The organism is Pseudomonas sp. A0308, from assembly GCF_044218815.1.
GTDB lineage: Bacteria > Pseudomonadota > Gammaproteobacteria > Pseudomonadales > Pseudomonadaceae > Aquipseudomonas > Aquipseudomonas iridis.
Window position 1 is genome coordinate 2,293,814 of sequence record NZ_CP162581.1, and the last position, 26,775, is coordinate 2,320,588.

31 protein-coding genes are annotated in these 26,775 nt (G+C 59.3%); 13 read left to right on the forward strand and 18 right to left on the reverse strand.

The annotated features are described in order from the left end of the window. Positions 1-71: 71 nt before the first annotated feature. Positions 72-2,189 (forward strand): TonB-dependent siderophore receptor, encoded by a 2,118-nt coding sequence (locus tag AB4P92_RS10740; RefSeq protein WP_395599350.1) that lies wholly within the window; start codon positions 72-74, stop codon positions 2,187-2,189. A 12-nt stretch (positions 2,190-2,201) separates the two neighbouring features. After that, on the forward strand, positions 2,202-2,921 hold the full coding sequence (locus tag AB4P92_RS10745) for a DUF4198 domain-containing protein (RefSeq protein WP_395599351.1): 720 nt from the start codon (positions 2,202-2,204) through the stop codon (positions 2,919-2,921). Positions 2,922-3,131: 210 nt separating this feature from the next. On the opposite strand, the gene hisC is transcribed toward AB4P92_RS10745, so the two are convergent. The 10 genes from hisC to AB4P92_RS10795 all read right to left on the reverse strand — a co-directional run bounded on the left by hisC (position 3,132) and on the right by AB4P92_RS10795 (position 11,098). After that, on the reverse strand, positions 3,132-4,184 hold the full coding sequence (gene hisC, locus AB4P92_RS10750) for a histidinol-phosphate transaminase (RefSeq protein ID WP_261736755.1): 1,053 nt from the start codon (positions 4,182-4,184) through the stop codon (positions 3,132-3,134). A 2-nt stretch (positions 4,185-4,186) separates the two neighbouring features. Continuing rightward, positions 4,187-5,512 carry a histidinol dehydrogenase gene (hisD, locus tag AB4P92_RS10755; protein WP_042557678.1) on the reverse strand — a complete coding sequence of 442 codons (1,326 nt, stop codon included), beginning with the start codon at positions 5,510-5,512 and terminating at the stop codon, positions 4,187-4,189. 124 nt (positions 5,513-5,636) lie between these two features. Next, a complete protein-coding gene (hisG, locus tag AB4P92_RS10760) occupies positions 5,637-6,272 on the reverse strand; it encodes an ATP phosphoribosyltransferase (protein ID WP_008085048.1) in 636 nt (211 codons plus the stop codon). Between the two features lie 142 nt (positions 6,273-6,414). Further along, positions 6,415-7,680, reverse strand: a complete 1,266-nt coding sequence (gene murA, locus AB4P92_RS10765; RefSeq protein ID WP_042557677.1) for a UDP-N-acetylglucosamine 1-carboxyvinyltransferase — start codon at positions 7,678-7,680, stop codon at positions 6,415-6,417. Between the two features lie 22 nt (positions 7,681-7,702). Next, positions 7,703-7,942: a BolA family protein gene (locus AB4P92_RS10770; RefSeq protein WP_007912386.1), complete on the reverse strand. Its 240-nt coding sequence runs from the start codon at positions 7,940-7,942 to the stop codon at positions 7,703-7,705. Between the two features lie 115 nt (positions 7,943-8,057). Further along, complete coding sequence (locus AB4P92_RS10775) at positions 8,058-8,363, reverse strand: lipid asymmetry maintenance protein MlaB (protein ID WP_042557676.1); 306 nt, start codon at positions 8,361-8,363, stop codon at positions 8,058-8,060. Then, complete coding sequence (locus AB4P92_RS10780) at positions 8,360-9,013, reverse strand: phospholipid-binding protein MlaC (protein WP_042557675.1); 654 nt, start codon at positions 9,011-9,013, stop codon at positions 8,360-8,362. The genes AB4P92_RS10775 and AB4P92_RS10780 overlap by 4 nt, the downstream gene beginning before the upstream one ends. 11 nt (positions 9,014-9,024) lie before the next feature. Next, entirely contained in the window at positions 9,025-9,492 is a 468-nt protein-coding gene (gene mlaD / locus AB4P92_RS10785) for an outer membrane lipid asymmetry maintenance protein MlaD (protein ID WP_042557674.1), read from the reverse strand. Further along, positions 9,492-10,289 (reverse strand): lipid asymmetry maintenance ABC transporter permease subunit MlaE, encoded by a 798-nt coding sequence (gene mlaE / locus AB4P92_RS10790; protein WP_042557673.1) that lies wholly within the window; start codon positions 10,287-10,289, stop codon positions 9,492-9,494. Before mlaE ends, mlaD begins: the two co-directional genes overlap by 1 nt. After that, entirely contained in the window at positions 10,289-11,098 is an 810-nt protein-coding gene (locus AB4P92_RS10795; RefSeq protein ID WP_042557672.1) for an ATP-binding cassette domain-containing protein, read from the reverse strand. Before AB4P92_RS10795 ends, mlaE begins: the two co-directional genes overlap by 1 nt. Before the next feature lie 275 nt (positions 11,099-11,373). Between AB4P92_RS10795 and AB4P92_RS10800 the strand changes: the two genes are divergently transcribed. The 10 genes from AB4P92_RS10800 to AB4P92_RS10845 all read left to right on the forward strand — a co-directional run bounded on the left by AB4P92_RS10800 (position 11,374) and on the right by AB4P92_RS10845 (position 18,401). Further along, complete coding sequence (locus AB4P92_RS10800; protein WP_047299779.1) at positions 11,374-12,348, forward strand: KpsF/GutQ family sugar-phosphate isomerase; 975 nt, start codon at positions 11,374-11,376, stop codon at positions 12,346-12,348. After that, complete coding sequence (locus AB4P92_RS10805) at positions 12,349-12,873, forward strand: KdsC family phosphatase (RefSeq protein ID WP_395599352.1); 525 nt, start codon at positions 12,349-12,351, stop codon at positions 12,871-12,873. Between the two features lie 8 nt (positions 12,874-12,881). Beyond that, complete coding sequence (gene lptC, locus AB4P92_RS10810; RefSeq protein WP_042557669.1) at positions 12,882-13,454, forward strand: LPS export ABC transporter periplasmic protein LptC; 573 nt, start codon at positions 12,882-12,884, stop codon at positions 13,452-13,454. Next, entirely contained in the window at positions 13,441-13,986 is a 546-nt protein-coding gene (lptA, locus tag AB4P92_RS10815; RefSeq protein ID WP_042557668.1) for a lipopolysaccharide transport periplasmic protein LptA, read from the forward strand. The genes lptC and lptA overlap by 14 nt, the downstream gene beginning before the upstream one ends. Continuing rightward, a complete protein-coding gene (gene lptB, locus AB4P92_RS10820) occupies positions 13,986-14,711 on the forward strand; it encodes an LPS export ABC transporter ATP-binding protein (protein ID WP_042557667.1) in 726 nt (241 codons plus the stop codon). Before lptA ends, lptB begins: the two co-directional genes overlap by 1 nt. Before the next feature lie 187 nt (positions 14,712-14,898). After that, complete coding sequence (locus tag AB4P92_RS10825) at positions 14,899-16,392, forward strand: RNA polymerase factor sigma-54 (RefSeq protein WP_042557666.1); 1,494 nt, start codon at positions 14,899-14,901, stop codon at positions 16,390-16,392. A 73-nt stretch (positions 16,393-16,465) separates the two neighbouring features. Continuing rightward, positions 16,466-16,774, forward strand: a complete 309-nt coding sequence (gene hpf / locus AB4P92_RS10830; RefSeq protein ID WP_047299778.1) for a ribosome hibernation-promoting factor, HPF/YfiA family — start codon at positions 16,466-16,468, stop codon at positions 16,772-16,774. Between the two features lie 11 nt (positions 16,775-16,785). Next, positions 16,786-17,250: a PTS IIA-like nitrogen regulatory protein PtsN gene (ptsN, locus tag AB4P92_RS10835; RefSeq protein ID WP_042557664.1), complete on the forward strand. Its 465-nt coding sequence runs from the start codon at positions 16,786-16,788 to the stop codon at positions 17,248-17,250. Between the two features lie 2 nt (positions 17,251-17,252). After that, positions 17,253-18,110: an RNase adapter RapZ gene (gene rapZ / locus AB4P92_RS10840; RefSeq protein WP_042557663.1), complete on the forward strand. Its 858-nt coding sequence runs from the start codon at positions 17,253-17,255 to the stop codon at positions 18,108-18,110. Positions 18,111-18,125: 15 nt separating this feature from the next. Continuing rightward, positions 18,126-18,401 carry an HPr family phosphocarrier protein gene (locus AB4P92_RS10845; RefSeq protein WP_008085079.1) on the forward strand — a complete coding sequence of 92 codons (276 nt, stop codon included), beginning with the start codon at positions 18,126-18,128 and terminating at the stop codon, positions 18,399-18,401. Between the two features lie 91 nt (positions 18,402-18,492). On the opposite strand, the gene AB4P92_RS10850 is transcribed toward AB4P92_RS10845, so the two are convergent. The 6 genes from AB4P92_RS10850 to pmbA form a co-directional block, all read right to left on the reverse strand. Further along, positions 18,493-19,386, reverse strand: a complete 894-nt coding sequence (locus AB4P92_RS10850; RefSeq protein WP_395599353.1) for a ZIP family metal transporter — start codon at positions 19,384-19,386, stop codon at positions 18,493-18,495. Positions 19,387-19,416: 30 nt separating this feature from the next. Continuing rightward, positions 19,417-20,028 (reverse strand): superoxide dismutase, encoded by a 612-nt coding sequence (locus AB4P92_RS10855; RefSeq protein WP_047299775.1) that lies wholly within the window; start codon positions 20,026-20,028, stop codon positions 19,417-19,419. 1 nt (position 20,029) lies between these two features. Then, entirely contained in the window at positions 20,030-20,470 is a 441-nt protein-coding gene (locus AB4P92_RS10860) for a hypothetical protein (RefSeq protein ID WP_042557660.1), read from the reverse strand. A gap of 27 nt (positions 20,471-20,497) precedes the next feature. Further along, positions 20,498-21,880 carry a class II fumarate hydratase gene (locus AB4P92_RS10865; RefSeq protein WP_395599354.1) on the reverse strand — a complete coding sequence of 461 codons (1,383 nt, stop codon included), beginning with the start codon at positions 21,878-21,880 and terminating at the stop codon, positions 20,498-20,500. Then, a complete protein-coding gene (locus tag AB4P92_RS10870) occupies positions 21,867-22,268 on the reverse strand; it encodes a hypothetical protein (protein WP_047299773.1) in 402 nt (133 codons plus the stop codon). Before AB4P92_RS10870 ends, AB4P92_RS10865 begins: the two co-directional genes overlap by 14 nt. Positions 22,269-22,432: 164 nt before the next feature. Beyond that, positions 22,433-23,779 carry a metalloprotease PmbA gene (gene pmbA, locus AB4P92_RS10875; RefSeq protein ID WP_395599355.1) on the reverse strand — a complete coding sequence of 449 codons (1,347 nt, stop codon included), beginning with the start codon at positions 23,777-23,779 and terminating at the stop codon, positions 22,433-22,435. A gap of 108 nt (positions 23,780-23,887) precedes the next feature. Here pmbA and yjgA point away from each other — a divergent pair, with 108 nt between their 5' ends. Further along, positions 23,888-24,412, forward strand: coding sequence for a ribosome biogenesis factor YjgA (gene yjgA / locus AB4P92_RS10880; RefSeq protein WP_042557656.1), 525 nt, complete (start codon positions 23,888-23,890; stop codon positions 24,410-24,412). Between the two features lie 51 nt (positions 24,413-24,463). On the opposite strand, the gene tldD is transcribed toward yjgA, so the two are convergent. Next, positions 24,464-25,906: a metalloprotease TldD gene (gene tldD, locus AB4P92_RS10885; RefSeq protein WP_042557655.1), complete on the reverse strand. Its 1,443-nt coding sequence runs from the start codon at positions 25,904-25,906 to the stop codon at positions 24,464-24,466. A gap of 3 nt (positions 25,907-25,909) precedes the next feature. Further along, entirely contained in the window at positions 25,910-26,770 is an 861-nt protein-coding gene (locus AB4P92_RS10890; protein ID WP_042557654.1) for a carbon-nitrogen hydrolase family protein, read from the reverse strand. Between the last annotated feature and the right edge of the window lie 5 nt (positions 26,771-26,775).

Below are 26,775 nucleotides of genomic sequence, written 5' to 3' on the forward strand. Positions count from 1 at the left end.
GCGGCGCGAATAAAAGACATTCTCAAAAGGCATGTTATATTGTTTCAATCTAACAATTGGAACAACATAACATGTCGTCTCGAACAAAGGCCTCCCTGCTTGGCCTGACTCTCGGTCTACCCCTTGCCTTGCTGGGCGATGCGGCCTTTGCCGAAGAGCCGCAACCGCTCGAACTTGACGCGATCAACGTCACCTCCGATTACGAATCCCCCACAGGCCCAGTCAAGGGCTACCGTGCGACGCGCTCATCCAGTGCGACCAAAACCGACACGGCGATCCGCGATATCCCCCAGGCAATCAGCGTGGTGCCTGCGAGTGTGCTCAAGGATCTGGGCAGTACCAGCGTCGAGCGCGCACTGGATTTCGCTGGCGGCGTATCGAAGCAAAACAACTTCGGCGGCCTGACGCTCTACGAATACAGCGTGCGCGGTTTCACCACCTCGGAGTTCTACAAGGACGGCTTCAGCGCCAATCGCGGGTACCCGAGCACTCCGGACGCAGCCAATATCGAGCGTATCGAAGTGCTCAAAGGCCCAGCGGCCAGCCTATATGGCCGTGGCGACCCGGGTGGCACGGTGAACATCGTCACCAAAAAACCACAGCCCGAAGCCTTTACCACGTTGCAGACCAGCGCTGGCAGTTGGGACCGTTATCGCACGGCGCTGGACGTCAACACGCCGCTCGATGAACAGGGTGACGTGCTCTCGCGGATCAACCTTGCAGTCGAGGACAACCACAGCTTTCGCGATCATGTCGACAGCAAACGCGTATTCGTCGCGCCCTCGATCAGCTGGCAACTGAACCCGGACACGTCGCTGTTGGTGGAAAGCGAAATCGTCCGCCACAGCTCGACGTTCGATCGTGGCATCGTCGCGCCTGGCAATAAATGGAGCGGTGTTTCTCGTTCGACGTTCCTCGGTGAGCCCAACGACGGCAACGTCGACAACCACAACAACCTGCTTCAGGCGACGCTCGAGCATCACCTTAACGACAGCTGGAAACTGCGTCTGGCCAGCCATTACAAGGAAGGCAAACTGTGGGGCGACGCTTCCGAAAGTCGCCCGCTGAATGCCGACGGTCATACCGTCAACCGCCGTTACCGCGAGCGCGATACCAACTGGCACGACAGCATCACCCAACTGGAATTGCGTGGTTTGTTCGACCTCGGCCCATGGCAGCACGAACTGCTGATCGGCACCGAATACGAGAACTTCCGCAAGAACGAGCGCGTCACCACCATCGCCGGCGGCCCCTACGCCATCGACATCTACAAGCCGATCTACGGCCAGCCGAAACCCAACGGCGCACGCTCGGGCACTGACACTTTCGAGCACCTCGAAAGCCACGCGCTGAACCTGCAGGATCAAATCGTCTTTACCGACAAATTGCGCGGGATGATCGGCGCACGTTTCGAACACTTCGAACAAAACATCGATGACCACAGCCGCAACGCCAGCAGCCGCCAGACCCACGACGCCCTCACCCAGCGCGCCGGCCTGCTCTATCAACTGACGCCCAACACCGGCCTGTTCGCCAACGCCTCGACCTCGTTCAAACCAAACAACGGCCTTGATGCGGCCGGCAAATCCTTCGATCCGGAGGAAGGTGTCGGCTACGAAATCGGCATCAAAAACGAACTGTTCGACGAACGTCTGAGCAGCACCCTCGCCTTCTTTCACATCGACAAGGAAAACGTTCTCGCGCTTGACCCTGCCACCGACACCAACCGCGCGATGGGCAAGGCACGCAGTCGCGGCTTCGATCTACAGGTGACCGGCCAAGTCACCGATGCCCTGCGGGTGATTGGCGCCTTCGCCTACATTGACGCCGAAGTGACTCAGGGTGACGCCGTGATTCCCACCGGCAGCCGCATCCTCGGCGTGGCCAAACGCAGCGGCAGTCTGCTGGGTGTTTATGAATTTCAGGACGGGCATCTGCGCGGCTCGGACGTTGGCGCAGCGTTCAATTACGTCGGTGATCGCTCGGGCGAATCCGGCAGCGATTTCGAATTGCCGGCGTATCACACCGTCGACCTGCTGGCCCATTACAAGGCCAGCGACAACGTCACCGTCGGCCTGAACCTGAACAACGTATTCGACGAAAAATACTACGAGCGCTCTTACAGCAATTACTGGGTCAACCCCGGCGAGCCGCGCAATTTCACCGTCAGCCTGTCACTCAATCTGTAAAAGGAAGTCACCATGCAATACGGCAAAACCCTGCTGGTCATCGCCGCGCTGTTCGCCGGACAAGCCTCGGCCCATGGCCTGTGGACCGAACAACGGCGCGGCAACATCGAAGTGATCTACGGTCACGGCGCCGAAGACAACGCCTTCAAGGCCCAGAAAATCAGTGGCGCGTGGGCCTACGACGCGAGCGGCAAGATGATCCCGGTCAGCGTCGAGCGCCTGCCCGATCACGCCCGCCTCAAGCCGTTGAAAACACCCGCGGTAATGGCCGTGGCGTTGAATAACGGGATGTGGTCGCAGACCGCTAACAAGAAGTGGATCAACGAAGGGCGCAGCAAAGTGCCGGGCGCCGTCGAGGCGACGCAGACGTTCAAATACAGCCTGGCGATCTATCAACCGGGGGCAAAGTTGCCCAAGCTGGATCAGATCAAGTTGCTGATTCTGCCGGAAGTTGATCCGCTGACGGTCGGGCCAGGCAAATCATTGCCGGTGCGCGTGTTGCTTGATGGCAAACCGGCGGCGGGCGTCAAGTTGATCGGCGATTACCGCAGCGCACCCAACACCCTGAGCACCGAGACCGACAAGGACGGCCGCGCGCAGGTGCTGGTGCGAAATGAAGGGTTGAATGTGATTGCGGCGCAGGTTGAGGTGCCGGTGAAGGACAGTGTTGATGTGAACAGTCGCGGGTTGTTTACCTCACTGACCTTCCTTGGCGAGCCGCATCACGAATAAAAAACTCACCCTCATCGCAAACGCCGCCCGCCAAGCCCTCTCCCGGAGGGAGAGGGAGCCGACCGCGTTGTCTTGCGGAATACAACGACCTGAAAGACCGAGTCGATTATGGATTCGGTAAAGCATTCCCCAGGTCGGTGTAACGCTGAAGCATCCCCCAATCAGTCCCCTCTCCCTCCGGGAGAGGGTCAGGGTGAGGGGCTTTTGCCTTTACAGTTCACCAAGCCCATCGATCAACGCCTGATTCTGCTCCGGCGTGCCAATCGAGATCCGCAGGAACTGCGCAATCCGCTCCTGCTTGAAGTGCCGCACAATCACGCCCTGCTCGCGCAACTTCGCCGCCAGCCCAGCTGCATCATGTTGCGGGTGGCGGGCAAAAATGAAGTTCGCCGCCGACGGCAACACCTCAAAACCCTTGCCCTGCAATTGCGCGACAACCCACTCGCGGCTTTCGATGACCAAACGGCAAGTCTTGTCGAAATACTCACGATCCTCGAATGCCGCCGCCGCGCCGACGTTCGCCAGGCGATCCAGCGGATAAGAGTTGAAGCTGTTCTTGATGCGCTCCAGCGCCTCGATCAAATCCGGATGCCCCACCGCCAAGCCAACCCGCAGGCCTGCCAGAGATCGGGATTTGGACAGGGTCTGGGTCACCAGCAGGTTCGGATAACGATCCACCAGGCTGATCGCCGTTTCACCACCGAAGTCGATGTACGCCTCATCCACCACAACTACCGAGTTCGGGCTGGCGATGAGAATCCGCTCAACCGCATCCAGCGCCAACAGGCAGCCAGTCGGGGCGTTCGGGTTAGGGAAAATGATCCCGCCGTTTGGCTTGGCGTAATCCGCCGGGTTGATCTGGAACTGCGCATCCAGCGGCACCGCGTCGAACTTGATGCCGTACAAACCGCAATACACCGGATAAAAGCTGTAGCTGATGTCCGGGAACAGAATCGGCTGATCGTGTTGCAGCAAACCGTGAAAAATGTGCGCGAGCACTTCGTCCGAACCGTTGCCCAGGAACACCTGATTGGTCTGCACGCCGTAGTAAGTGGCGACAGCACTTTTCAGCAAATCGCTGTTCGGGTCCGGGTACAGGCGCAGGTTGTCGTTGAGTTCGGTCTGCATTGCCGCCAAGGCTTTTGGCGACGGGCCGTACGGGTTCTCGTTGGTGTTGAGCTTGACCAGCCTGGTCAGCTTCGGCTGTTCGCCCGGCACATAAGGCACCAGATCCTTGACGAACGGGCTCCAGAATTTGCTCATGTTCAGTTCCCCTTCGTTTCGTCTTTGATGCGGTATTCGGCGCTACGTGCGTGAGCGCTCAGCGACTCACCACGGGCCAGGACCGAAGCAGTTTTGCCCAGCTCGGACGCACCAGCCTCGGAGCAGAAAATGATCGAGGAACGTTTCTGGAAGTCGTACACACCCAGCGGCGAAGAGAAACGTGCGGTGCCGGAGGTCGGCAGCACGTGGTTCGGGCCTGCGCAGTAATCACCCAGCGCTTCGGAGGTGTGGCGCCCCATGAAGATCGCACCGGCGTGGCGGATCTGTGGCAACCAGGCCTGGGGGTCGGCGACCGACAGCTCAAGGTGTTCTGGCGCAATGCGGTTGGCGACTTCGATGGCCTGGGCCATGTCACGCACGTGAATCAGCGCACCGCGGCCATTGATCGAGGTTTCGATGATGGCTGCGCGATCCATGGTCGGCAGCAGCTTGTCGATGCTCGCGGCGACCTTGTCGAGGAACTCGGCGTCGGGGCTGACCAGAATCGCTTGCGCGTCTTCGTCGTGCTCGGCCTGGGAGAACAGGTCCATGGCGATCCAGTCCGGATCGGTCTGACCATCGCACACCACGAGGATTTCCGAGGGGCCGGCGATCATGTCGATGCCGACCTGGCCGAACACGTGGCGCTTGGCAGTGGCGACATAGATGTTGCCAGGGCCGACGACCTTGTCCACTTTTGGCACGCTTTCGGTGCCATAGGCCAGCGCCGCAACCGCTTGGGCGCCACCGATGGTGAACACGCGGTCAACGCCGGCAATGCACGCGGCAGCCAGCACCAACTCGTTGATTTCACCGCGCGGGGTCGGCACGACCATGACCACTTCGGTCACGCCGGCAACCTTGGCCGGAATTGCGTTCATCAGCACCGACGAAGGGTACGACGCCTTGCCGCCCGGCACGTAAAGACCGGCGCGATCCAGCGGCGTGACCTTCTGGCCCAGCACCGTGCCGTCTGCCTCGGTGTAGCTCCAGGAATCCTGTTTCTGTTTTTCGTGGTAGCTGCGCACACGGGCCGCGGCTTTTTCCAGCGCTTCACGTTGCGCTACGGTGATGCGGGTCAGGGCCAGTTCCAGGCGTTCGCGCGGCAGAATCAGGTCAGCCATCGAGGCGACGTCGAGACCGTCGAACTTCTTGGTGAACTCGACCAACGCCGCGTCGCCACGCTCGCGCACAGCCTTGATGATGTCGAGCACGCGCTGATTGACCGAGTCGTCAGACACACTTTCCCAGCTCAGCAGATGATCCAGATGATGCGCGAAATCCGGGTCAGCAGCGTTGAGTCGGCGAATTGCAGTCGGTGCGGTCATAGCGAGAGCCTCATAGGATTGGCAAAAACTCAGGCGCCCGAAACTACCATTCGATCCGCTTGGGCACCTGAGAATTCTGGCTATGAGGCGGATAGACGGCGCGACCTGAGGTCGCGCAAGTAAATCAGCCGCGGTGTCGTGATTCCACTGCGTTGCGCAGGGTATCGATCAACGCCTGGATACGGGCGTGTTGCATTTTCATCGAAGCCTTGTTGACCACCAGACGCGAGCTGATCGTGGCGATCAGTTCCTGAGGTTCCAGACCGTTGGCGCGCAGGGTATTGCCGGTGTCTACCACGTCAATGATCTTGTCGGCCAGGCCAATCAGCGGAGCCAGTTCCATCGAACCGTACAGTTTGATGATGTCGACCTGGCGGCCCTGCTCGGCGTAATAACGCTTGGCAACGTTGACGAACTTGGTCGCCACACGCAGGCGGCCCTTTGGCTCGGCGGCGCCGATCTTGCCGGCGGTCATCAGTTTGCACTGAGCGATCTGCAGGTCCAGTGGCTCGTACAAGCCCTGGCCGGTGTATTCCATCAACACGTCTTTACCGGCTACGCCGAGGTCGGCCGCGCCATGCTCGACATAGGTCGGCACGTCGGTGGCGCGCACGATCAGCAGGCGTACGTCTGGCTGCGTCGTGGGGATGATCAGCTTGCGGCTCTTGTCCGGATTCTCGGTCGGCACGATGCCCGCTTCAGCGAGAAGCGGCAGGGTGTCGTCAAGGATGCGGCCCTTGGACAGTGCGATGGTCAACATGGGAAACGTCAGTCCTTATCAAGGTACTCATGTCCGGTCGCAATCGGCGCCGAACACACATCGAGGTGTCTTTACTATTGAAAAGAACACCCTCGATTCGAAACGAATTCAACGGACACGTCCCTGTGTCCACATGCAGCGATCAGCCCGGAACGCGACGAATCTTGGCGCCCAGCATCTGCAGTTTTTCTTCGATGCACTCGTAACCACGGTCGATGTGGTAGATGCGGTCGATCAGCGTATCGCCTTCGGCAACCAGTGCCGAGATCACCAGGCTGGCCGAAGCACGCAGGTCGGTTGCCATCACTGGCGCGCCCTTGAGTTTTTCGATACCGGTAACAATGGCCGTGTTGCCTTCAACCTGGATATGCGCGCCCATGCGGTGCAGTTCGTAAACGTGCATGAAACGGTTTTCGAAGATCGTCTCGATCACAGCACCGGTGCCTTCGGCAATGGCGTTGAGCGAGATGAACTGCGCCTGCATGTCGGTCGGGAACGCCGGGTACGGCGCAGTGCGCACGTTGACTGCTTTCGGACGCTTGCCGTGCATGTTCAGCTCGATCCAGTCTTCACCGCAGGTGATTTCTGCGCCGGCTTCACGGAGTTTTTCCAGAACGGCTTCGAGGATGGTCGGATCGGTGTCCTTGACCTTGACGCGGCCACCGGTCACGGCAGCAGCGACCAGATAGGTGCCGGTTTCGATACGGTCAGGCATGACTTTGTAGAAAGCCGAACCCAGACGCTCGACGCCATCAATGGTGATGGTGTCGGTGCCGGCACCGGAAACCTTGGCGCCCATGGCGTTCAGGAAGTTCGCCAGGTCAACCACTTCAGGCTCGCGGGCGGCGTTCTGCAACACGCTGCGGCCCCTGGCCAAAGCGGCGGCCATCATGATGTTTTCGGTACCGGTCACACTGACGGTATCGAAGAAGAAGCTTGCACCGCGCAGACCGCCCTCAGGCGCCTTGGCCTTGATGTAGCCGCCTTCGACGTCGATCACTGCGCCCATGGCTTCGAGGCCACGGATGTGCAGGTCAACCGGACGCGAACCGATCGCGCAACCGCCAGGCAGTGCGACTTCGGCTTCACCGAAGCGCGCAACCATCGGGCCGAGCACCAGGATCGACGCACGCATGGTTTTCACCAGTTCGTACGGGGCGATCAGGGTCTTGATGGTGCGCGGGTCGATTTCGACGCTGAGCTTCTCGTCGATCACCGGCTCGATGCCCATGCGACCGAACAGTTCGATCATGGTGGTGATGTCGTGCAGGTGCGGCAGGTTAGCCACCGTCACCGGGCCATCGCACAACAAGGTGGCGGCCAGGATCGGCAGGGCAGAGTTCTTTGCCCCGGAAATGCGGATCTCGCCATCAAGACGAGCGCCACCGGTAATAATCAATTTATCCATAAGAATCTCGACGCCCTTAGGCTCAGGTGCGCTCGGCCCAGGCCGCGCTGCTGAAAAATTTCATAGTAACCGCATGGATGCTGCCATCGGTGATCCATGGGTTCAAATGGGCATAGATCTGCTGCTGACGCTTCACCGGGCTCAACGCCGCCAGTTCATCGCTAATCACGTTCAGCTGGAAATTGCAGCCTTCGCCCTCAACTTCTACCAACGTTCCGGGCAGCTTTCCTTCTAGGAAGCTCTTCACTTCTACGGCCTGCATGCTCAACCTCAATCGGCGCCCTGTGCGCACGGGTCGGACATCATACAAAAAAGCCCCGCGCCTGCGAACCCCGCATGGCAGGACTCTGACGGGGGGCTTCTTTAATGATGCGGGTTCAGGGTTGCGCCAAGAGTTCGGTCAGTTCACTGACCTGAGCAATTTCGCGCATGTCTTCGGGCATCGCGCGGATGCTGACAGCCTTGCCGGCCGCCTGTGCATCGCGCATGAAACACAGCAGCAACGACAAACCGACGCTGCTGGATTTCTTTACGGCCGAGCAGTCGATGACCAGCGAAGACGCCTTGCTGGACTTGATCAGCGCCTGACCTTCCTTGCGCAGATCAGGCCCGGTGCGGTAATCCAGCACTCCGCTGAGCAAGAGCTCGTCTACATCACTCATACGAACTGCGGCCTCATTCATTGCGCTGGCTTCTCGGCAGCTTTTTCGGTGGTTTCCTTGGCCTTGGCCACTTCACCGGCCCAACCGTTGATGGTCGCGTCCAGATTGTTGCCATTGCGCTGCATCGCGTCAGCGAACTGATCACGGAACAGCTTGCCGATGTTGATACCGTTAATGATCACGTTGCGCAGTTTCCACTCGCCGTTGATCTTCTCCAGCGTGTACTGCACAGGATAGACCGCGCCACTGCTGCCCTTGACGGTCATGTTGACGCTGGTGCGATCGCCCGACTCATCCTTGGCAGGATCAACGGTGATGCCCTGGTTGTTGTACTCGAGCAAGGCGTTGCCGTAGAACTGGAACAGACCTTTCTTGAAGTTTTCCTGGAAGGTTTGCATCTGCGCCGGCGTGGCCTTGCGCGAATACTTCACCGTCATGATGCTTTTCGAAATGCCCTCGGCATCCACCACCGGCCCAACAATGTTGTTGAGCGCCGCGTAGAAATCGGTCGGATCCTGCTTGTATTTCTCTTTGTTGGCAGCCAGATCGGCCAGCAACCGGGTGGTTGTGTCCTGAACCAGTTCATGGGCCGACGTTGCAGCCACAGCGTTACCCATCAAAGGCAGAGCCGCCAGTAACACCAACAGGCTGCGTCGCAAGATAGAGATCATTCAAAAGCTCCTCATTTGGCGTCTTTGCTAACGGTATTGAGCAGGAATTTACCGATCAGGTCTTCCAGTACCAGAGACGACTGCGTGTCGTGAATGGTTCCACCATCCTTCAGAGCGGTGTCTTCCCCGCCTACGCTGATACCGATGTACTTCTCGCCCAGCAGACCAGCGGTCAGGATAGATGCTGTGGAGTCAGTCGGCAGATTGTCGACTTTCTTGTCCACTTGCAGTGTCACCCGACCGGTGAAGCTGTCGCGGTCCAGATCGATTGCCGTGACTTTGCCGATGGTGACACCGGCCATGGTCACTTTGGCTCTGACCGTCAGACCGGCGATATTGTCGAAGTAGGCATACAGTTTATAAGTGTCGGTGGTCGAAGTCGGAGACAGGCCACTGACCCGCAACGCAAGCAGCAACAAGGCCAGGATCCCTGCCAGCAGGAACAGGCCGACACCGATTTCCAGGGTGCGGTTTTGCATCAGAAATCTCCAAACATCAAAGCGGTCAGAATAAAGTCCAGACCCAGTACTGCCAGCGAGGCAAACACTACGGTCTTGGTGGTGGCACGACTGATCCCCTCGGAAGTGGGCTCACAGTCATAGCCCTGGAATACGGCGATCCAGGTGACGACGAAAGCGAAAACAATACTTTTGATGACGCCGTTGAGCACGTCACTGGTGAAGGTCACGCTGTTTTGCATGTTCGACCAGTAAGACCCTTCATAGACACCCAGCCAGTCGACAGCGACCCACGAACCGCCCCAGATGCCCACCACGCTGAAAATCATTGCCAGCACTGGCAGGGAAATGAAACCGGCCCACAGACGCGGGGCAATAATGTATTTGAGCGGGTCGACACCGATCATTTCCAAGCTGGAAAGCTGTTCGGTGGACTTCATGTTGCCGATTTCCGCGGTCAACGCCGAACCGGCGCGCCCGGCAAACAACAGTGCGGTCACCACCGGGCCGAGCTCACGCAGCAGTGTCAGCGCAACCATCTGCCCTACCGCCTGCTCCGAACCGTAGCTCGACAGGATGCTGAACCCCTGCAAGGCCAGAACCATGCCGATGAAAACCCCGGAGACCACAATGATTACCAGCGACATGACGCCGACCGAATGCAGTTGCTTGACTAGCAGGCCAAATCCGCCGCTGATGCCGCCACGACCAACCAACGCGTGAAACAGGAACAGCGTCGCCCGACCGAACACCGCAATTGCGTCGATCGCCGCTTCGCCGAACCGGCGCACGCGTTCTATTAATGAAATTCTGCGCATCAGCGCTTCCCCAGAAGATCTGCGCGGTAGTCCGTCGCTGGAAAATGGTACGGCACCGGGCCATCGGGATTGCCGGACATGAACTGACGGATACGCGGCTCATCCGAGTTCATCAACTCGTCCGGCGTACCCTGCCCCAGCACCTGACCGTCACCCACTACATAGATGTAGTCGGCAATGCTCGCGGTTTCAGCCAGATCGTGGGACACCACGATACTGGTGATGCCCAACGCATCATTGAGCAGACGGATCAGACGTACCAATACGCCCATGGCGATCGGGTCCTGACCGACGAACGGCTCGTCGTAAAACAGGATCTGCGGATCCAGCGCAATGGCACGGGCCAGAGCCACGCGACGCTTCATGCCACCGGACAGTTCATCAGGCATCAGCTCGATGGCACCGCGCAACCCCACCGCCTGCAATTTGAGCAAGACGATGTCGCGGATCATTTCTTCCGGCAACTCGGTATGAACGCGCAGGGGAAAAGCGACGTTCTCGAAGACATCGAGATCGGTGAACAGTGCGCCGCTCTGGAACAGCACACCCATGTGCTTGCGCGCATCGAACAGATCGCTGCGCGACAGCGTAGGCAGGTTCTGGCCGTTGACCCAGACTTCGCCGCTGGCAGGGCGCAACTGAGCCCCCATCAACCGCAGCAGCGTGGTCTTGCCACACCCGGAAGGTCCCATGATGCCGGTGACCTTGCCGCGCGGGATGCGAATATCGACGTTATTGAAAATGCTGCGCGCACCGCGCTTGAAGGAGACTCCCTTCAGCTCGACCGCGTAAGCGTTATCGGCACTCATCTAAACTCCTTGCGATGCAGCCTCTCACTCGGACGCCTGGCTTTGGTGAAAAAGCACGTACGTCCCGGGCAGGCCGAACTGGCGGCGAACTATATCACTGCAAAGGCCAAGCGCCCAAGGCTTGTGCCGGCCCGTATTCAGCGAGATGACAGGTGCGGAGGCGCTTTTGCCGGGTTTTGGTAACGCGGGATGACAAAGCATGACGAACTTGCGTGAGGCTTTGCTACATAACCGCTATAATCGCCGCCTTTTCATCGGGCTATACGATTTCTGACATGAGCCAATCCAGCGACCTGATTCAATCGGCACAACGCACCATTCGCCTCGAAGTGGAAGCCGTACAAGGCTTGTTACCCCATATCGACGCCGATTTCGTACGCGCCTGCGAGATGATTCTGGCCAGCAAGGGCCGTGTGGTCGTGGTCGGCATGGGCAAATCAGGGCACGTCGGCAACAAGATCGCCGCGACTCTGGCCAGTACCGGCACCCCGGCCTTTTTCGTTCACCCGGCCGAAGCCAGTCATGGCGACATGGGCATGATCACCCGCGACGACGTGATCCTGGCCCTGTCGAACTCCGGCTCGACCAACGAAATCGTCACACTGCTGCCGTTGATCAAGCGTCTGGGCATCCAGTTGATCAGCGTCACCGGCAATCCGGCCTCGCCGCTGGCCAAAGCCGCCGAAGTGAACCTCAACGTTCACGTCGAGCACGAAGCCTGCCCGCTGAACCTGGCGCCAACCTCATCGACCACCGCCGCTCTGGTCATGGGCGATGCGCTGGCCGTGGCATTGCTGGAAGCTCGTGGATTTACCGCTGAAGACTTCGCCTTCTCCCATCCAGGTGGCGCCCTTGGCCGCCGCCTGTTGCTGAAAGTGGAAAACGTCATGCACGCCGGGCAGGAGTTGCCGCAGGTTCAACGCGGCACGCTGCTCAAGGACGCCTTGATGGAAATGACTCGCAAGGGTCTGGGCATGACCGTCATTCTTGAAGCCGACGGCAAACTCGCCGGGATCTTCACCGACGGCGATTTGCGCCGCACCCTTGATCGCAGCATCGATATTCGCAGTGCGACCATCGACCAGGTGATGACAGCCCACGGCAAGACCGCCCGGCCCGAGATGCTCGCCGCCGAAGCGCTGAAAATCATGGAAGACCACCGAATCAATGCACTGGTAGTGGTCGACGAGGAGGATCGCCCGGTCGGCGCCTTCAACCTCTCCGATCTGCTGCGCGCAGGAGTCATGTAAATGAGCACCGATCTGCTGCAACGCGGCAAAGCCATCAAACTGGCAGTTTTCGACGTCGATGGCGTCCTGACTGACGGGCGCCTGTACTTTCTTGAAGACGGTAGCGAGTTCAAGACCTTCAGCACCCTCGACGGCCAAGGCATCAAAATGCTCATGAACGCCGGCGTGCAGACCGCCATCATCAGCGGCCGCAAGACACCCGTGGTCGAACGCCGGGCGAAAAACCTCGGCATCCCACACCTGTTTCAGGGACGCGAAGACAAATTGGTGGTTCTGGACGGTCTACTTGAGCAACTGGGCCTAAGCTATGAACAAGTCGCCTATCTGGGCGACGATTTGCCAGACCTGCCGGTGATCCGCCGCGTCGGGCTGGGCATGGCCGTCGCCAACGCCGCTGATTTCGTCCGCGAACACGCCCATGGCGTTACCCGTGCCCGAGGCGGTGAAGGTGCTGCCCGCGAATTCTGCGAATTGATCCTGCGCGCCCAGGGCCGCCTCGATGCGGCCAACGCCGCGTACCTGTGAGCCAAACCATGTTTAGCAAAAAATTTCGTAACTTCCTGCTGTTCGGCTGCATCGCTGCACTATTTGCAGCCGTCGGCTACTGGAACATCAGCCCGGAACGCTTCCTCGACAAGCCTCCGACCACGTCCGTGGAAAACCCTATCGACTGGTATGCGACCAACACGCGTACCGTGCAATACCTGCCGGATGGCAAAGTGCAGTATGAAATGACGTCCGACAAGGCCGAACACGTCAAGGCGACCGATGTCACGCTGGTTACCAAGCCCGACCTGAACATGTACCGCGGAACGGATTTCCCGTGGCATGTGACCAGCGAACGTGGCGAAGTGAATTCGGGCGGCACTGAAGTCGAATTGATCGATTCGGTACGCATCAAGCGCACCGATGAAAAGAACCGCGACACGCTGATCACTTCCACTCGCATGACAGTGTTCCCGCAGCGGGAATATGCGCAGACCGAGCAACCCGTTAGAATCGAGGGCGCTGGCGGTGTATCGACTGGCGTAGGAATGAAAGCGTACCTGAAGGAAAGCAGGATACACCTGCAATCGAACGTAAGAGGACAGTATGAGGCTCGTTAAAACCCTCCCTATTTTGCTCAGTCTGGGCGCAGCACTGGGAAGCGTGAGCGCCTGGGCTCTGCCGAACGATCAAGAGCAGCCAATCCGCATTCAGGCCGACGATGCCCAGCTGGACGACAAGAACGGCGTAGCCACCTATAAAGGTGACGTGATCATCACTCAGGGCTCGATGATCGTAAAAGGCAACACCGTGACCATCACCCGCACCTCGACCGGTGATATCGACGTTGTCACGTCTGTCGGCAACCTCGCCTACTTCGAACAACTGCAGACCGCCGGCGATTCCAAGCCTGTTCAGGGCTGGGGCGTGACGATTCAGTATCACGCCGCGCAAAATCGCGTCGTACTGATCGACAAGGCCAAGGTTGTCGATAAAGACAGCAACACCACCCAGGGCGAGAAAATCGTCTATGACACCGTGAAGAAACTGGCCAGCGCCGGTCGCGCTACCGGCAGCAAAGTCACCGAAGCGCGTCCGCGCATCGACATGGTGATCCAGCCGAAGAAGAAATCCGAAGAGAAAAACCAGTAATGGCAACTCTGAAAGCTCAGCACCTGGCCAAGGCCTATAAAGGCCGTCAGGTCGTGCGTGACGTCAGCCTGTCGATCGACAGCGGTCAGATCGTCGGCCTGCTCGGCCCCAATGGTGCCGGCAAGACCACATGCTTCTACATGATCGTCGGGCTGGTTCAGGCTGATCAGGGCCGCGTGCTGATCGACGATCTGGACGTCAGCCACCAGCCAATGCACGGTCGTGCAAAGGCCGGTATCGGCTATCTGCCGCAGGAAGCGTCGATCTTCCGCAAACTGTCGGTAGCCGACAACATCATGGCCATCCTCGAGACCCGTCAGGAACTCGACAAGGCCGGTCGTCGCAAGGAGCTGGAAAGCCTGCTGCAGGAGTTCCATATCAGCCACATCCGCGACAACCTCGGCATGAGCCTGTCCGGTGGTGAACGCCGCCGGGTGGAAATCGCTCGCGCGCTGGCGACTGCGCCAAAATTCATCCTGCTCGACGAACCGTTCGCCGGTGTCGATCCGATTTCGGTCGGCGACATCAAGCAAATCATCCACCATCTCAAAGCCAAGGGCATCGGTGTTCTGATTACCGACCACAACGTGCGCGAGACGCTGGATATCTGCGAAACCGCTTACATCGTCAACGACGGTCAACTGATCGCCGAAGGTGACTCCGCTACCATCCTGGCCAATGATCTGGTGAAAGAAGTGTATCTGGGCCACGAGTTCCGCCTGTAAGCGCAAAGGTGCCCGGTGAGCCGCCCGGGCGCTGTATCGATTCAAGCAGAATTTAATACGCTTTAATTGTTACAGCGCTCTAGGCAAACACTTCAGTTTCAGGCATATAATTTGCTTAAGTTTGGCGCTTCGGCGCCCTGTAGTGGATGGCGCATCGCGCCGGCGAATAAGGTGTTAAGCCCCTGCCATGAAACCATCGCTAGTCTTGAGAATGGGCCAGCAGCTGACGATGACACCTCAGCTGCAACAGGCTATCCGTCTGCTCCAATTGTCGACCCTGGACCTGCAACAGGAAATTCAGGAGGCTCTGGAATCCAATCCGATGCTCGAACGCCAGGAAGAAGGCGAAGACTTCGACAACACCGATCCCTTGGCTGACAACGCCGAACAGAAGCCCAACACCGATATCCAGGAACCCTCCTATCAGGAAACCGCCCCAACGGTGGATAACCTCGAGGAAGGCGACTGGAGCGAGCGCATCCCCAATGAACTCCCGGTCGACACTGCCTGGGAAGACGTCTACCAGACCAGCGCCAGCAGCCTGCCGAGCAGCGATGATGACGAGTGGGACTTCACCACGCGCACTTCAGTGGGCGAAAGCCTGCAAAGCCATCTGCTGTGGCAACTGAATCTGGCACCGATGTCCGACACCGATCGACTGATCGCCGTGACCCTGATCGATTGCATCAACAATCAGGGCTATCTGGACGAAACCCTCGAAGAAATTCTCGAAGCGTTTGATCCGGAACTGGACATCGAACTGGACGAGATCGAAGCCGTTCTGCACCGCATCCAGCAATTCGAGCCTGCCGGCATCGGCGCCCGCAATCTCAGCGAATGCCTGCTGCTGCAATTGCGCCAACTATCGGCCAAGACGCCCTGGCTGGCTGAAGCGAAACGTCTGGTCAGCGATTACATCGATTTGCTCGGCAGCCGCGATTACAGCCAGTTGATGCGCCGCATGAAGCTCAAGGAAGATGAGTTGCGCCAGGTCATCGAGCTGGTACAGAGCCTCAATCCACGGCCGGGCTCGCAGATCGAATCGACGGAAGCCGAATACGTCGTTCCGGACGTCATTGTGCGCAAAGACAATGAACGCTGGCTGGTCGAGCTGAATCAGGAGTCGGTACCTCGTCTGCGAGTCAACGCCCAGTACGCAGGCTTTGTGCGTCGCGCCGATACCAGCGCCGACAATACGTTCATGCGCAATCAGTTGCAGGAAGCCCGCTGGTTCATCAAGAGCCTGCAAAGCCGCAACGAAACCCTGATGAAAGTGGCCACCCAGATCGTCGAGCATCAGCGCGGCTTTCTTGAATATGGCGACGAAGCCATGAAGCCGCTGGTACTGCATGACATCGCCGAGGCGGTCGGCATGCACGAGTCGACCATTTCCCGGGTAACCACGCAAAAATTCATGCATACCCCGCGCGGTATTTATGAACTGAAATACTTTTTCTCCAGCCACGTCAGCACCTCCGAGGGCGGCGAATGCTCGTCCACGGCGATCCGCGCGATCATCAAAAAACTGGTTGCCGCGGAAAATCAGAAAAAGCCGTTGAGTGACAGCAAGATCGCTGGTTTACTGGAGGCACAAGGCATTCAGGTGGCTCGCCGCACCGTCGCCAAGTACCGCGAATCCCTCGGGATCGCGCCTTCGAGCGAACGCAAGCGGTTGATGTAAGCCACGTTACAGCGTTCCAGTGGCAGGCTTTTCGGCCTGCCGCTTTATGCACTGGCAACGAAGGAGAAGCTGTATGCAAGTCAACATCAGTGGACACCAACTGGAAGTGACCGAACCTCTGCGCGACTACATCAATGAGAAACTTCAACGATTAGAGCGACATTTCGACAAGATCACCAACGTGCAGGTCACGATGTGCGTCGAAAAGCTGAAGCAGAAAATCGAAGCCACCTTGCATATCCCCGGCAGTGAAGTGGTCGCCAACGCAGAACATACCGATATGTATGCCGCGATCGACGCCTTGACCGACAAGCTGGACAAACAACTCAAAAAGCATAAGGAAAAGACCCAGAGCCTGCTCCAGGGCGCGACCGGTCGATAACCCCCTACCCCATGATCCGACTTGAAAGTATCCTGACCCCCGGCCGTTCCCTCGTGAACGTGCCGGGCGGCAGTAAAAAGAAAGCCCTCGAACAGATTGCCAACCTGATCGCCCGCGAAGTGCCGGATCTGGAGATGCAAGATGTCTTCGAGGCTCTGATTGCCCGTGAAAAACTCGGTTCTACCGGTTTTGGCAACGGCATCGCCATTCCTCACTGTCGCCTCAAGGGTTGCCAGTCGCCGATCAGCGCTCTGATGCACCTTGAAGCCCCTATTGATTTCGACGCCATCGACGGTGCGCCGGTTGACCTGCTGTTCGTACTGCTGGTCCCCGAAGCCGCCACCGATGCGCATCTGGAGTTGCTACGCCAGATTGCCAGCATGCTGGATCGCAAAGATGTGCGCGATAAACTGCGCAGCGCTTCAAGCAATGAAGCCTTGTACCAGGTTGTTGTGGACGAGCAGAGCGGGCAGTAATCATGCGCTTGATCATCGTCAGTGGCCGTTCCGGCTCAGGTAAAAGTACCGCGCTGAATGTCCTTGAGGACAACGGTTACTATTGCATCGACAATCTGCCGGCAGGCTTGCTGCCGGAACTGGCTGAGCGCGCGCTGATTCACACTGAACTGGCGCAACCGCTGGTGGCGGTGTCGATCGATGCGCGCAACCTGCCAAGTCATCTCTCGCGTTTTCCCGAACTGCTTGAAGAAGTGCGCAGCCGCCATATCCAGTGCGATGTGCTGTATCTGGATGCCGACGAAGAAACCCTGCTCAAGCGTTTTTCGGAAACCCGTCGGCGCCACCCGCTGAGCAACGCCAATCGCTCGCTGGCCGAGGCGATCCAGGATGAAACTGCCCTGTTGGGGCCCATCGCCGATCTGGCCGATCTGAAGATCAATACCACCAATCTGAACCTGTACCAGTTGCGCGACACCATCAAGCTGCGTCTGCTGAGTCAGCCGGAGCCGGGCACGGCATTTCTGGTTGAGTCATTTGGCTTCAAACGCGGCATGCCGGTGGATGCGGATCTGGTGTTTGACGTGCGCTGCCTGCCCAATCCGTACTGGAAGCCTGAGCTACGTGCGCAATCGGGGCTCGACGAGCCGGTGGCCGAATACCTGGCAGCGCAGCCCGAGGTTGAAGAAATGTTCCAGGACATTTTCAGCTACCTGCACAAATGGCTACCGCGCTTCGCCGCGAGCAATCGCGCCTACGTTACTGTTGCCATTGGCTGCACCGGCGGGCACCACCGCTCCGTCTACCTGACCGAACGCCTGGGTCAGGCCCTGCAGAAAACTCTGAAGAACGTCCAGGTCCGCCACCGCGACCTCACCTAAAGGATTCACACCGCGATGCCTGCTCTGGAAATCGAAATCATCAACAAACTGGGTTTGCATGCCCGAGCGTCGGCGAAGTTTGTCGGGGTTGCCGGTCAGTATCCCGACTGTACGATCAGAGTGGGCCGCACACCAGAGACAACGGTTGATGGCAAAAGCATCATGGCAATGATGATGCTGGCGGCTGGCAAAGGCACCAAAATCTATCTGAGTACCGAAGGCCATCAGGAACAGGAAGCGCTGGATGCGCTGGTGGCGTTGATCAACAACTACTTCGACGAAGGCGGCTGACAGCCAAAATCAAAAGATCGCAGCCTGCGGCAGCTCCTACATTGGAATGCGCTTCCTGTAGCAGTTGCCGCAGGCTGCGATCTTTTGATATTCAACCCAGCGCCGTATCCATCACCATCATCAAACAGAACCCGATCAGCAAACCAAGGCTGGCCAGCTTGTCATGACCATTGCGTCGCGACTCCGGAATCACTTCGTGGGTCACCACCAGCAACATCGCCCCGGCCGCCAGCGCCAGGCCTAACGGCAACAGCACCTGCGCCAGACTGACCAGCCACGCACACAACAGCGCAAACACCGGTTCGACCAGCCCTGACGCCGCGCCGATCAAGAACGCCTTGACCCGTGACATCCCCGCCCCAGCCAATACCAACGCAATCACCAGTCCTTCCGGTACGTCCTGCAAGGCGATGCCCATGGCCAGACTGTCCGCGTCCGGCATGCCGCCGCCGGCCGATACCCCGACGGCCATTCCCTCAGGGATGTTATGGGCAATGATGGCGAACACGAACAGCCAGATCCGCGGTGGAATCACCGGATGCTCGATGCTGCCCACGAACATTTCCGGTGACGCGCCGGACACCTTGCGATCCACCAGATACAGGCCGAACGCACCGAACATGATGCCGAAGCAGATCAGGCCACTCGCCGCCCACGGTGTCAGACCCAGGCTCTCTGCGGCAGCAATGCCCGGGACAATCAGCGAAAACGCCGTCGCCGCCAGCATCACCCCGGCACCGAAACCCAGTAACGTATCGCTGAGCGCCTGAGGCATGCGCCGAATCACCAACACCGGCACCGCTCCGAGCGCGGTGCCGAGCGCGCAGAGTGCTCCACCCTGCAACGCCCGCGACAGCCTCGGTTCCAGATTCAGCCATTCCAGCCCGTGGGCTGCCAGTAAGGTTAAGCCCGCCAGCAGCAACAGCGATCCCACGGCGTAACGAAACATACGCCCGCTTCCGACCGCCAGTGTCTCAGTGCCCATAGTCAGCCTTGAATTGTTTTTTTAGGAGACTTAAACCAGTGCAGCCTGATAGCGCGCAGCCACTTCAGGCCAATTGATCACGTTGTAGAACGCGTTGATGTATTCCGGCCGACGGTTCTGGTAGCGCAGGTAGTAGGCGTGCTCCCAAACGTCGAGGCCGAGAATCGGCGTGTTGCCGTTCATCAACGGACTGTCCTGATTACCGCTGCTTTCCACGACCAGTTTCTTCTCCGGGGTCACACTCAGCCAGGCCCAGCCACTGCCGAACCGGGTCAGCGCAGCTTTGGTGAATGCCTCTTTGAAACTGTCGAGGCCACCCAGCTGTTCGTCGATGGCCTTGGCCAGCGCCCCGTCCGGTTTGCCGCCGCCGTTGGGCACCATGACTTCCCAGAACAGCGAGTGGTTGGCATGGCCGCCGCCCTGATTGATCACCGCCGCGCGAAGTTTTTCCGGCAACTGTTGAACGCTGGCCACCAGTTTTTCCACTGGCCATCCGGCATATTCAGTGCCTTGCACCGCAGCGTTAAGGTTGTTGATGTAGGTCTGGTGATGCTTGGTGTAGTGGATCTCCATGGTCTGCGCATCGATGTGCGGCTCCAGGGCATCGTAGGCATAAGGCAAGGCAGGCAAGGTAAAAGCCATTTCAATGGACTCCATGGTGATGTGGGGCTGGTGCGCGGCGCGCATTGCCGGTATCCGGATGCAACAGACGCTGGGTGCGTGGGTATTCGCCGTGGTCGCTGATGAAATTCAGCAGCTCGACGTAAGTTTTGCTGCTCTGACGCAGCGCCGCTTCACGCAGCGCGAGGCGCTGACGTTCGTCCTGCATCGTCTGCAACAGCCGTTGATGAATGGCGCAAAGATATTCGGCGCTTTCTTCCGGCTGATTCAGGCGCAAGTGCAGATCCGCCAGGTTGTGATGGGAGATGACACAGGCCGCCACCGCTTCGTCGGCATCGGCCCAGCGTTCGAACAGCACTTGCGCCAGGGCCAGCGCCTGCAGATAAGCTTCACGGGCATCGATCAGCTCGCCCAACATGAAGCAGCGATTGGCCCGTTCGATCGTGCGTTTCCAGTGCTCCATGGTGAGCCTCCAAAGCGGTTGCGGGGATTACACGCCGCCAGCGGTGAGTTTCTCGGGGTTGAGCAACTCCTCCAGCTGACTGCGCGACAGGTCGGTGTGCTCCAGCGCGACGTCGATCACCGGGCGACCCTGTTTATAGGCCTGCTTGGCGATTTCAGCGGCTTTCTGGTAACCGATGATCGGGTTGAGTGCGGTGACCAGAATCGGATTGCGCGACAGCGCTTCCTTGAGCCGCGACTCATTGACCTTGAAGCTGGCGATGGCTTTGTCAGCCAACAGGCGACTGGAGTTGGCCAGCAACTCGATGCCGCTCAACAGGTTCTGGGCAATGATTGGCAGCATCACGTTCAGCTCGAAATTGCCCGACTGGCCGGCGATGGTGATCACCGAATCGTTGCCGATCACTTGGGCGGCGACCATGGCGGTCGCTTCCGGGATCACCGGGTTGACCTTGCCCGGCATGATCGACGACCCCGGCTGCAGGGCTTCGAGTTCGATTTCGCCGAGACCGGCCAAGGGGCCGGAGTTCATCCAGCGCAGGTCGTTGGCGATTTTCATCAGCGACACAGCGATGGCCTTGAGCTGTCCGGAGACCGCTACGGCGGTGTCTTGCGAGCCGATCAGCGCGAACAGGTCTTTGCCTTGGGTGAACTGCACATGGGTCAACTGGCTGAGTTGACGACTGAACCGCGCAGCGAATTCCGGATGCGCGTTGATTCCGGTACCGACCGCCGTCCCGCCCTGCGCGAGGGATTGCAGGCTTGGCAGCAGGTCTTGCAAATGACCGATGTTGGCCTTCAGTTGCTGCGCCCAGCCGTTGAGCACCTGGCTCATACGCACCGGCATCGCATCCATCAAATGCGTACGCCCGGTTTTGACGTGGTGATGCACTTGCTCGGCTTTGTGCTCGATGACCTGCACCAGGTGCAACATCGCCGGCAGCAGTTGTTCGTGCAGGGCCAGCGCAGCACTGACGTGGATGGTGGTCGGGATGATGTCGTTGCTGCTCTGGCCGCAGTTGACGTGATCGTTGGCATTGACCGGCTCGCCAAGCAGGCGGCTGGCCAGGGTGGCAATCACCTCGTTGGCATTCATGTTGGAGCTGGTGCCGGAGCCGGTCTGGAAAATATCCACCGGGAAATGCCGCATGAAATCGCCTTCAAGCAAGCCTTGCGCGGCGTCGCTGATGGCTTTGCCCTGAGCGGCGCTGATCTGGTTGAGTTCGACGTTGGCCCGGGCCGCGGCGGCTTTGGCCAGGATCAATGCGCGGATGAATTGCGTCGGCATCGGTTTGCCGCTGATCGGGAAGTTATCCACTGCGCGCTGGGTTTGCGCGCCGTAGAGAGCGTCCACCGGCACCTGCAATTCGCCCATGCTGTCGCGCTCGATACGAGTGTTAGGGTCTGCCATCAGTAAATCCTTGGACTAATTCAATAAGAGGAATCGAGGGTTGCAACTCGCAGGTCGCCAGTTGCCAGGTGTAGCGTTGCCAGCGTTTGAGCCGGCATTTGCACAGCGACAGGCGCTCCATTTCACGCAAGGGGCGCCAGGCTTGATCGAGACAGAGGCTGCGCCAGTGCCACGGCAACGCGGTGTCGGTGGCCGTGTCGAGCAGCAATCGGAAGGAAGTTTCAGCGACGGTCCAGGGCGAGGTCGCTGTGCAACAGGACAGATACCGGCCCTCGGCCAGGTAATGTTCGATCAGGCGCGGTTCGTCAGGATCCATCGCGCATCGGATCTGACGACTCATCCAGCGCCAGCTTTCGAGGTACGGCTGCTCGTGCAAGGCAGAACTCATGATCCACGGCTCATTCGATAATGAGATTTATTATTAGATGATAATGAGAACCAACACAAGAGCGCTTTTTATAGGAGCTGCCGCAGGCTGCGCCTAAAAAGCAGACATAAAAAAGGCGCGCCACCCGATGGGGTGGCGCGCCTGTTTGCGTAGAGAGTGGGCGCTTAGCTGCCCGCCACCGTCATTCGCTCGATCAACACCGAGCCAGTGCGGATGTTGCTGCGCAGTTCCAGATCATTACCCACTGCGACGATCTGCTTGAACATGTCGCGCATGTTGCCGGCGATGGTCACTTCCTGCACCGCGAACTGAATTTCGCCATTCTCGACCCAAAAACCCGCCGCCCCGCGCGAATAGTCGCCGGTGACCATGTTCAATCCATGGCCCATCAACTCGGTAACCAACAACCCGCGGCCCATGCGCCGCAGCAGTGCCGCCTGGTCTTCGTCGCCATGAGTGACGAACAGGTTGTGCACACCGCCAGCGTTGGCGGTGCTCGGCATGCCGAGTTTACGGCCGGAGTAAGTACCGAGGATGTACGACACCAACTCGCCTTTCTCGACGAACGGTTTGGCGTAGGTCGCCAGACCATCACCGTCGTAGGAGGCGCTGCCCATGGCGCGCATCAGGTGAGGACGCTCATCGATGGTCAGCCACTCCGGAAACAGTTTCTGGCCCAGCGTGCCTTCCAGGAACGACGATTTTCGATACAGGCTGCCACCGGAAACCGCCGAGAGGAAACTGCCGAACAACCCGCCCGCCAGCTCGGCCGAAAACAGTACCGGCACTTCACAAGTCGGCACCGGACGCGCGCCCAAGCGACCCGCCGCCCGCTGCGCGGCACGTTGGCCGATGCTCACAGGGTCGGCCAGCAACTCGCCCTGACGGCTCACGTCGTACCAGTAATCGCGCTGCATCTGGCCATCGGCTTCGGCGATCATCACGCAGCTGAGGCTGTGCCGTGTCGACGCATAACCACCGATAAAACCGTGGCTGTTGCCATACACGCGGCAGCCCTGGTGGGTGCTGAGTGTGGTGCCGTCGGCGTTTTTGATCTGCGCATCGGCATCGAAAGCGGCCGCTTCACAGAGCAACGCTTTCTCGATGGCCTGTTCCGGGGTGATGTCCCATTCGTGGAACAAGTCGAAATCCTGCTGATCCCTGGCCATCAACGCCGCATCGGCCAAGCCTGAGGCTTCATCTTCGGATGTGTGCTTGGCGATCGCCAGTGCGGCAGCCACCGTCTCGCGAATCGCATCCGGCCCGGTGGCGGAGGTGCTGGCAGAGCCTTTGCGCTGGCCAACATACAACGTGATGCCAAAGCCCTGATCGCGGTTGAACTCGACTGTTTCGACCTCGCGCTGACGCACGGATGTCGACAGGCCCTGCTCCAGCGACACCGCGACTTCACAGGCACTGGCGCCCTGGCGCTTGGCTTCGGCGATGATCTGCTCGACTTGTTCCTGCAGTGCCGGCAATGCCTGCGGGCCGACGCTTTGAACTGCACTCATGCTCATCTCCACTCAAATTCTGCTTTCGGCTGGGGCCATCGAGCGACCGGGCCGGACAAGCGGCCCCCGACTGGTTATCATGGCGGCGTTTCTTTGCGGACTGCCACCATGGTTGATTCTTACGACGACTCCCTCGATACGGGAGAAAAAAGCAAATCTCAGGTCAAACGCGAGCTGCATGCTCTGGTTGACCTTGGCGAGCGCCTTACAACACTCAAGCCTGACTTGGTGGCAAAACTGCCACTGACCGACGCGATGCGCCGTGCCTTGGCCGATGCGCCGAAGCACACCGCGAATATCGCGCGTAAACGGCATTTGCAGTTCATCGGCAAACTGATGCGCGATCAGGACACTGACGCGATCCTCATTTTGCTCGATCAACTCGATGCCTCCACTCGTCAGTACAACGAGCGTTTCCACAATCTCGAACGCTGGCGTGACCGCCTGATCGCCGGTGATGATGCCGTGCTGGAGAAATTCGTCCTGGAGTACCCGGACGCCGATCGCCAGCAACTGCGTTCCCTGATCCGTCAGGCTCAGCATGAGGTTGCGCAAAACAAAGCGCCTGCCTCAAGCCGTAAAATCTTCAAGTACATCCGTGAGCTGGACGAGACTCAACGCGGTCTGCGTTGATATTCGCCACCGGGTGGCCGCCCTGCGCGCCACCCGAAGCTCCATCCCTTCTTATGCGCCCGTGCCACCCACGGTGATCGCATCGATTTTCAGCGTCGGCTGGCCAACACCCACTGGTACCGACTGCCCATCCTTGCCACACGTTCCCACACCGCTATCAAGCGAAAGATCGTTACCGACCATCGACACCCGGCTCATCGCCTCAGGGCCGTTGCCGATCAACGTCGCGCCCTTGACCGGCGCGGTGATCTTGCCGTCTTCGATCAAATACGCCTCGCTGGTGGAGAACACGAATTTGCCGCTGGTAATGTCGACCTGGCCACCGCCAAGGTTCGCGCAGTAGATGCCTTTCTTCACCGAGGCGATGATTTCTGCCGGATCGCTTTCGCCGCCAAGCATGTAGGTGTTGGTCATCCGCGGCATCGGCAGGTGTGCATAGGATTCACGACGACCGTTGCCGGTACGGGCTACGCCCATCAGGCGCGCGTTGAGCTTGTCCTGCATGTAGCCCTTGAGCACGCCGTTTTCGATCAGCGTGGTGCACTCGGTCGGGGTGCCCTCGTCGTCGACGCTCAGCGAGCCGCGACGGCCGCTCAAGGTGCCGTCATCGACAATGGTGCAGAGCTTGGAAGCGACCATTTCGCCCATACGACCGCTGTAGGCGGAGCTGCCCTTGCGGTTGAAGTCGCCTTCCAGACCGTGGCCAACCGCTTCGTGCAGCAGCACACCGGACCAGCCCGACCCCAGCACCACCGGCAGCGTCCCGGCCGGTGCCGGAATCGCTTCCAGGTTCACCAGCGCCTGACGCAGCGCTTCACGGGCATAACCCATGGCGCGGTCTTCAGCGAGGAAATAACGGTAGTCGGTACGCCCGCCGCCGCCATGGCCGCCGCGCTCCCGACGACCGTTCTGCTCAACAATAACGCTGACATTGAAACGCACCAGCGGTCGAACATCCGCCGCCAGACCGCCGTCGGTGGAAGCCACGAGAATGCGTTCCCAAACCCCGGCCATGCTCACGCTGACTTGCTGGATACGCGGATCGAGCGCGCGCGTGGCGACGTCGATGCGCTTGAGCAGCTCGACTTTCTCGGCACGGCTCAACACTTCCAACGGATTGTCCGGCGCATACAACTGGGCGACGTCCTGAGTGGTGAACGCCTGCACCGTGCCGTTCTGCCCGGCCCGGGAAATCGAACGGGCCGCACGCGCCGCAGCACCCAGCGCTTCAAGGGTGATCGCGTTGCTGTAGGCGAAACCGGTTTTTTCACCGGACTGCGCACGCACACCGACACCTTGGTCGAGATTGAAACTGCCTTCCTTGACGATGCCGTCTTCCAGCGCCCAGGACTCGGAGATCTGGCCCTGAAAATACAGGTCGGCAGCATCGATGCCCGGGCCCGCCAGATCGCCGAGTACGCTTTGCAGGCTCTCGATCGTCACGCCGCCGGGCGCCAAAAGGTGATCACTGACTGAGGACAACAACTCGCTCATGGTTTAGGCCTTAAATTCGTGTTCTGAAGCAGGTCGCTGTGCGCCCTGCGAGAAAAACCGCCGATGACTCGTCACCGGCATCCGCGCCCTGATGGACGCTTGTTCATTGCTATCGCGTTCGGCCAGCAACACCGCTTCGCCTTGATCCTGACTCGCCAGCACTCGGCCCCATGGGTCGATGATCGCCGCATGCCCGAAGGTTTCTCGCGGTCCCGGATGGGTTCCGCCCTGCGCAGCCGCCAGCACATAACACTGTGTTTCGATGGCCCGCGCGCGAATCAATACGTCCCAATGCGCCGCGCCGGTCACGGCGGTAAAGGCCGATGGGGCAGTAATCAACTCGGCTCCGGCAGCGCGCAATTCGCTGTACAGCTCCGGAAAGCGCAGGTCGTAACATACGGTCAGGCCCACTTTGCCGACCGGTGTATCCGCAACCACCACACCACTGCCATAAGCATAGTCATCGGATTCGCGGTAACGGCCTCGATTGTCCGCTACATCCACATCAAACAGATGCAACTTGTCATACCGTGCAACGGTTTCGCCCTGATCGTCGACCAGCAGCGAACACGCGTGTGATTTGCCTGTCGGCTGATCAACCGGCGGCAACGGCAATGTGCCGGCCACTATCCATAACTTGAGGTCGCGGGCGGTCTGTTTCAACCATGGCAGGATCGGTCCTTCGCCAACGGCTTCAGCGCGGCCGATATCGGCGATGTCGCGACGGCCCATGGCGGCGAAGTTTTCCGGCAGTACCGCCAGCTTCGCGCCACCGGCCGCTGCCTGCTCAAGCAGGCGCCGGGCCTGGGCCAGATTGGCCAGCACGTCACTCTGGCTGACCATTTGAATCACCGCTAAAGACATGGCCG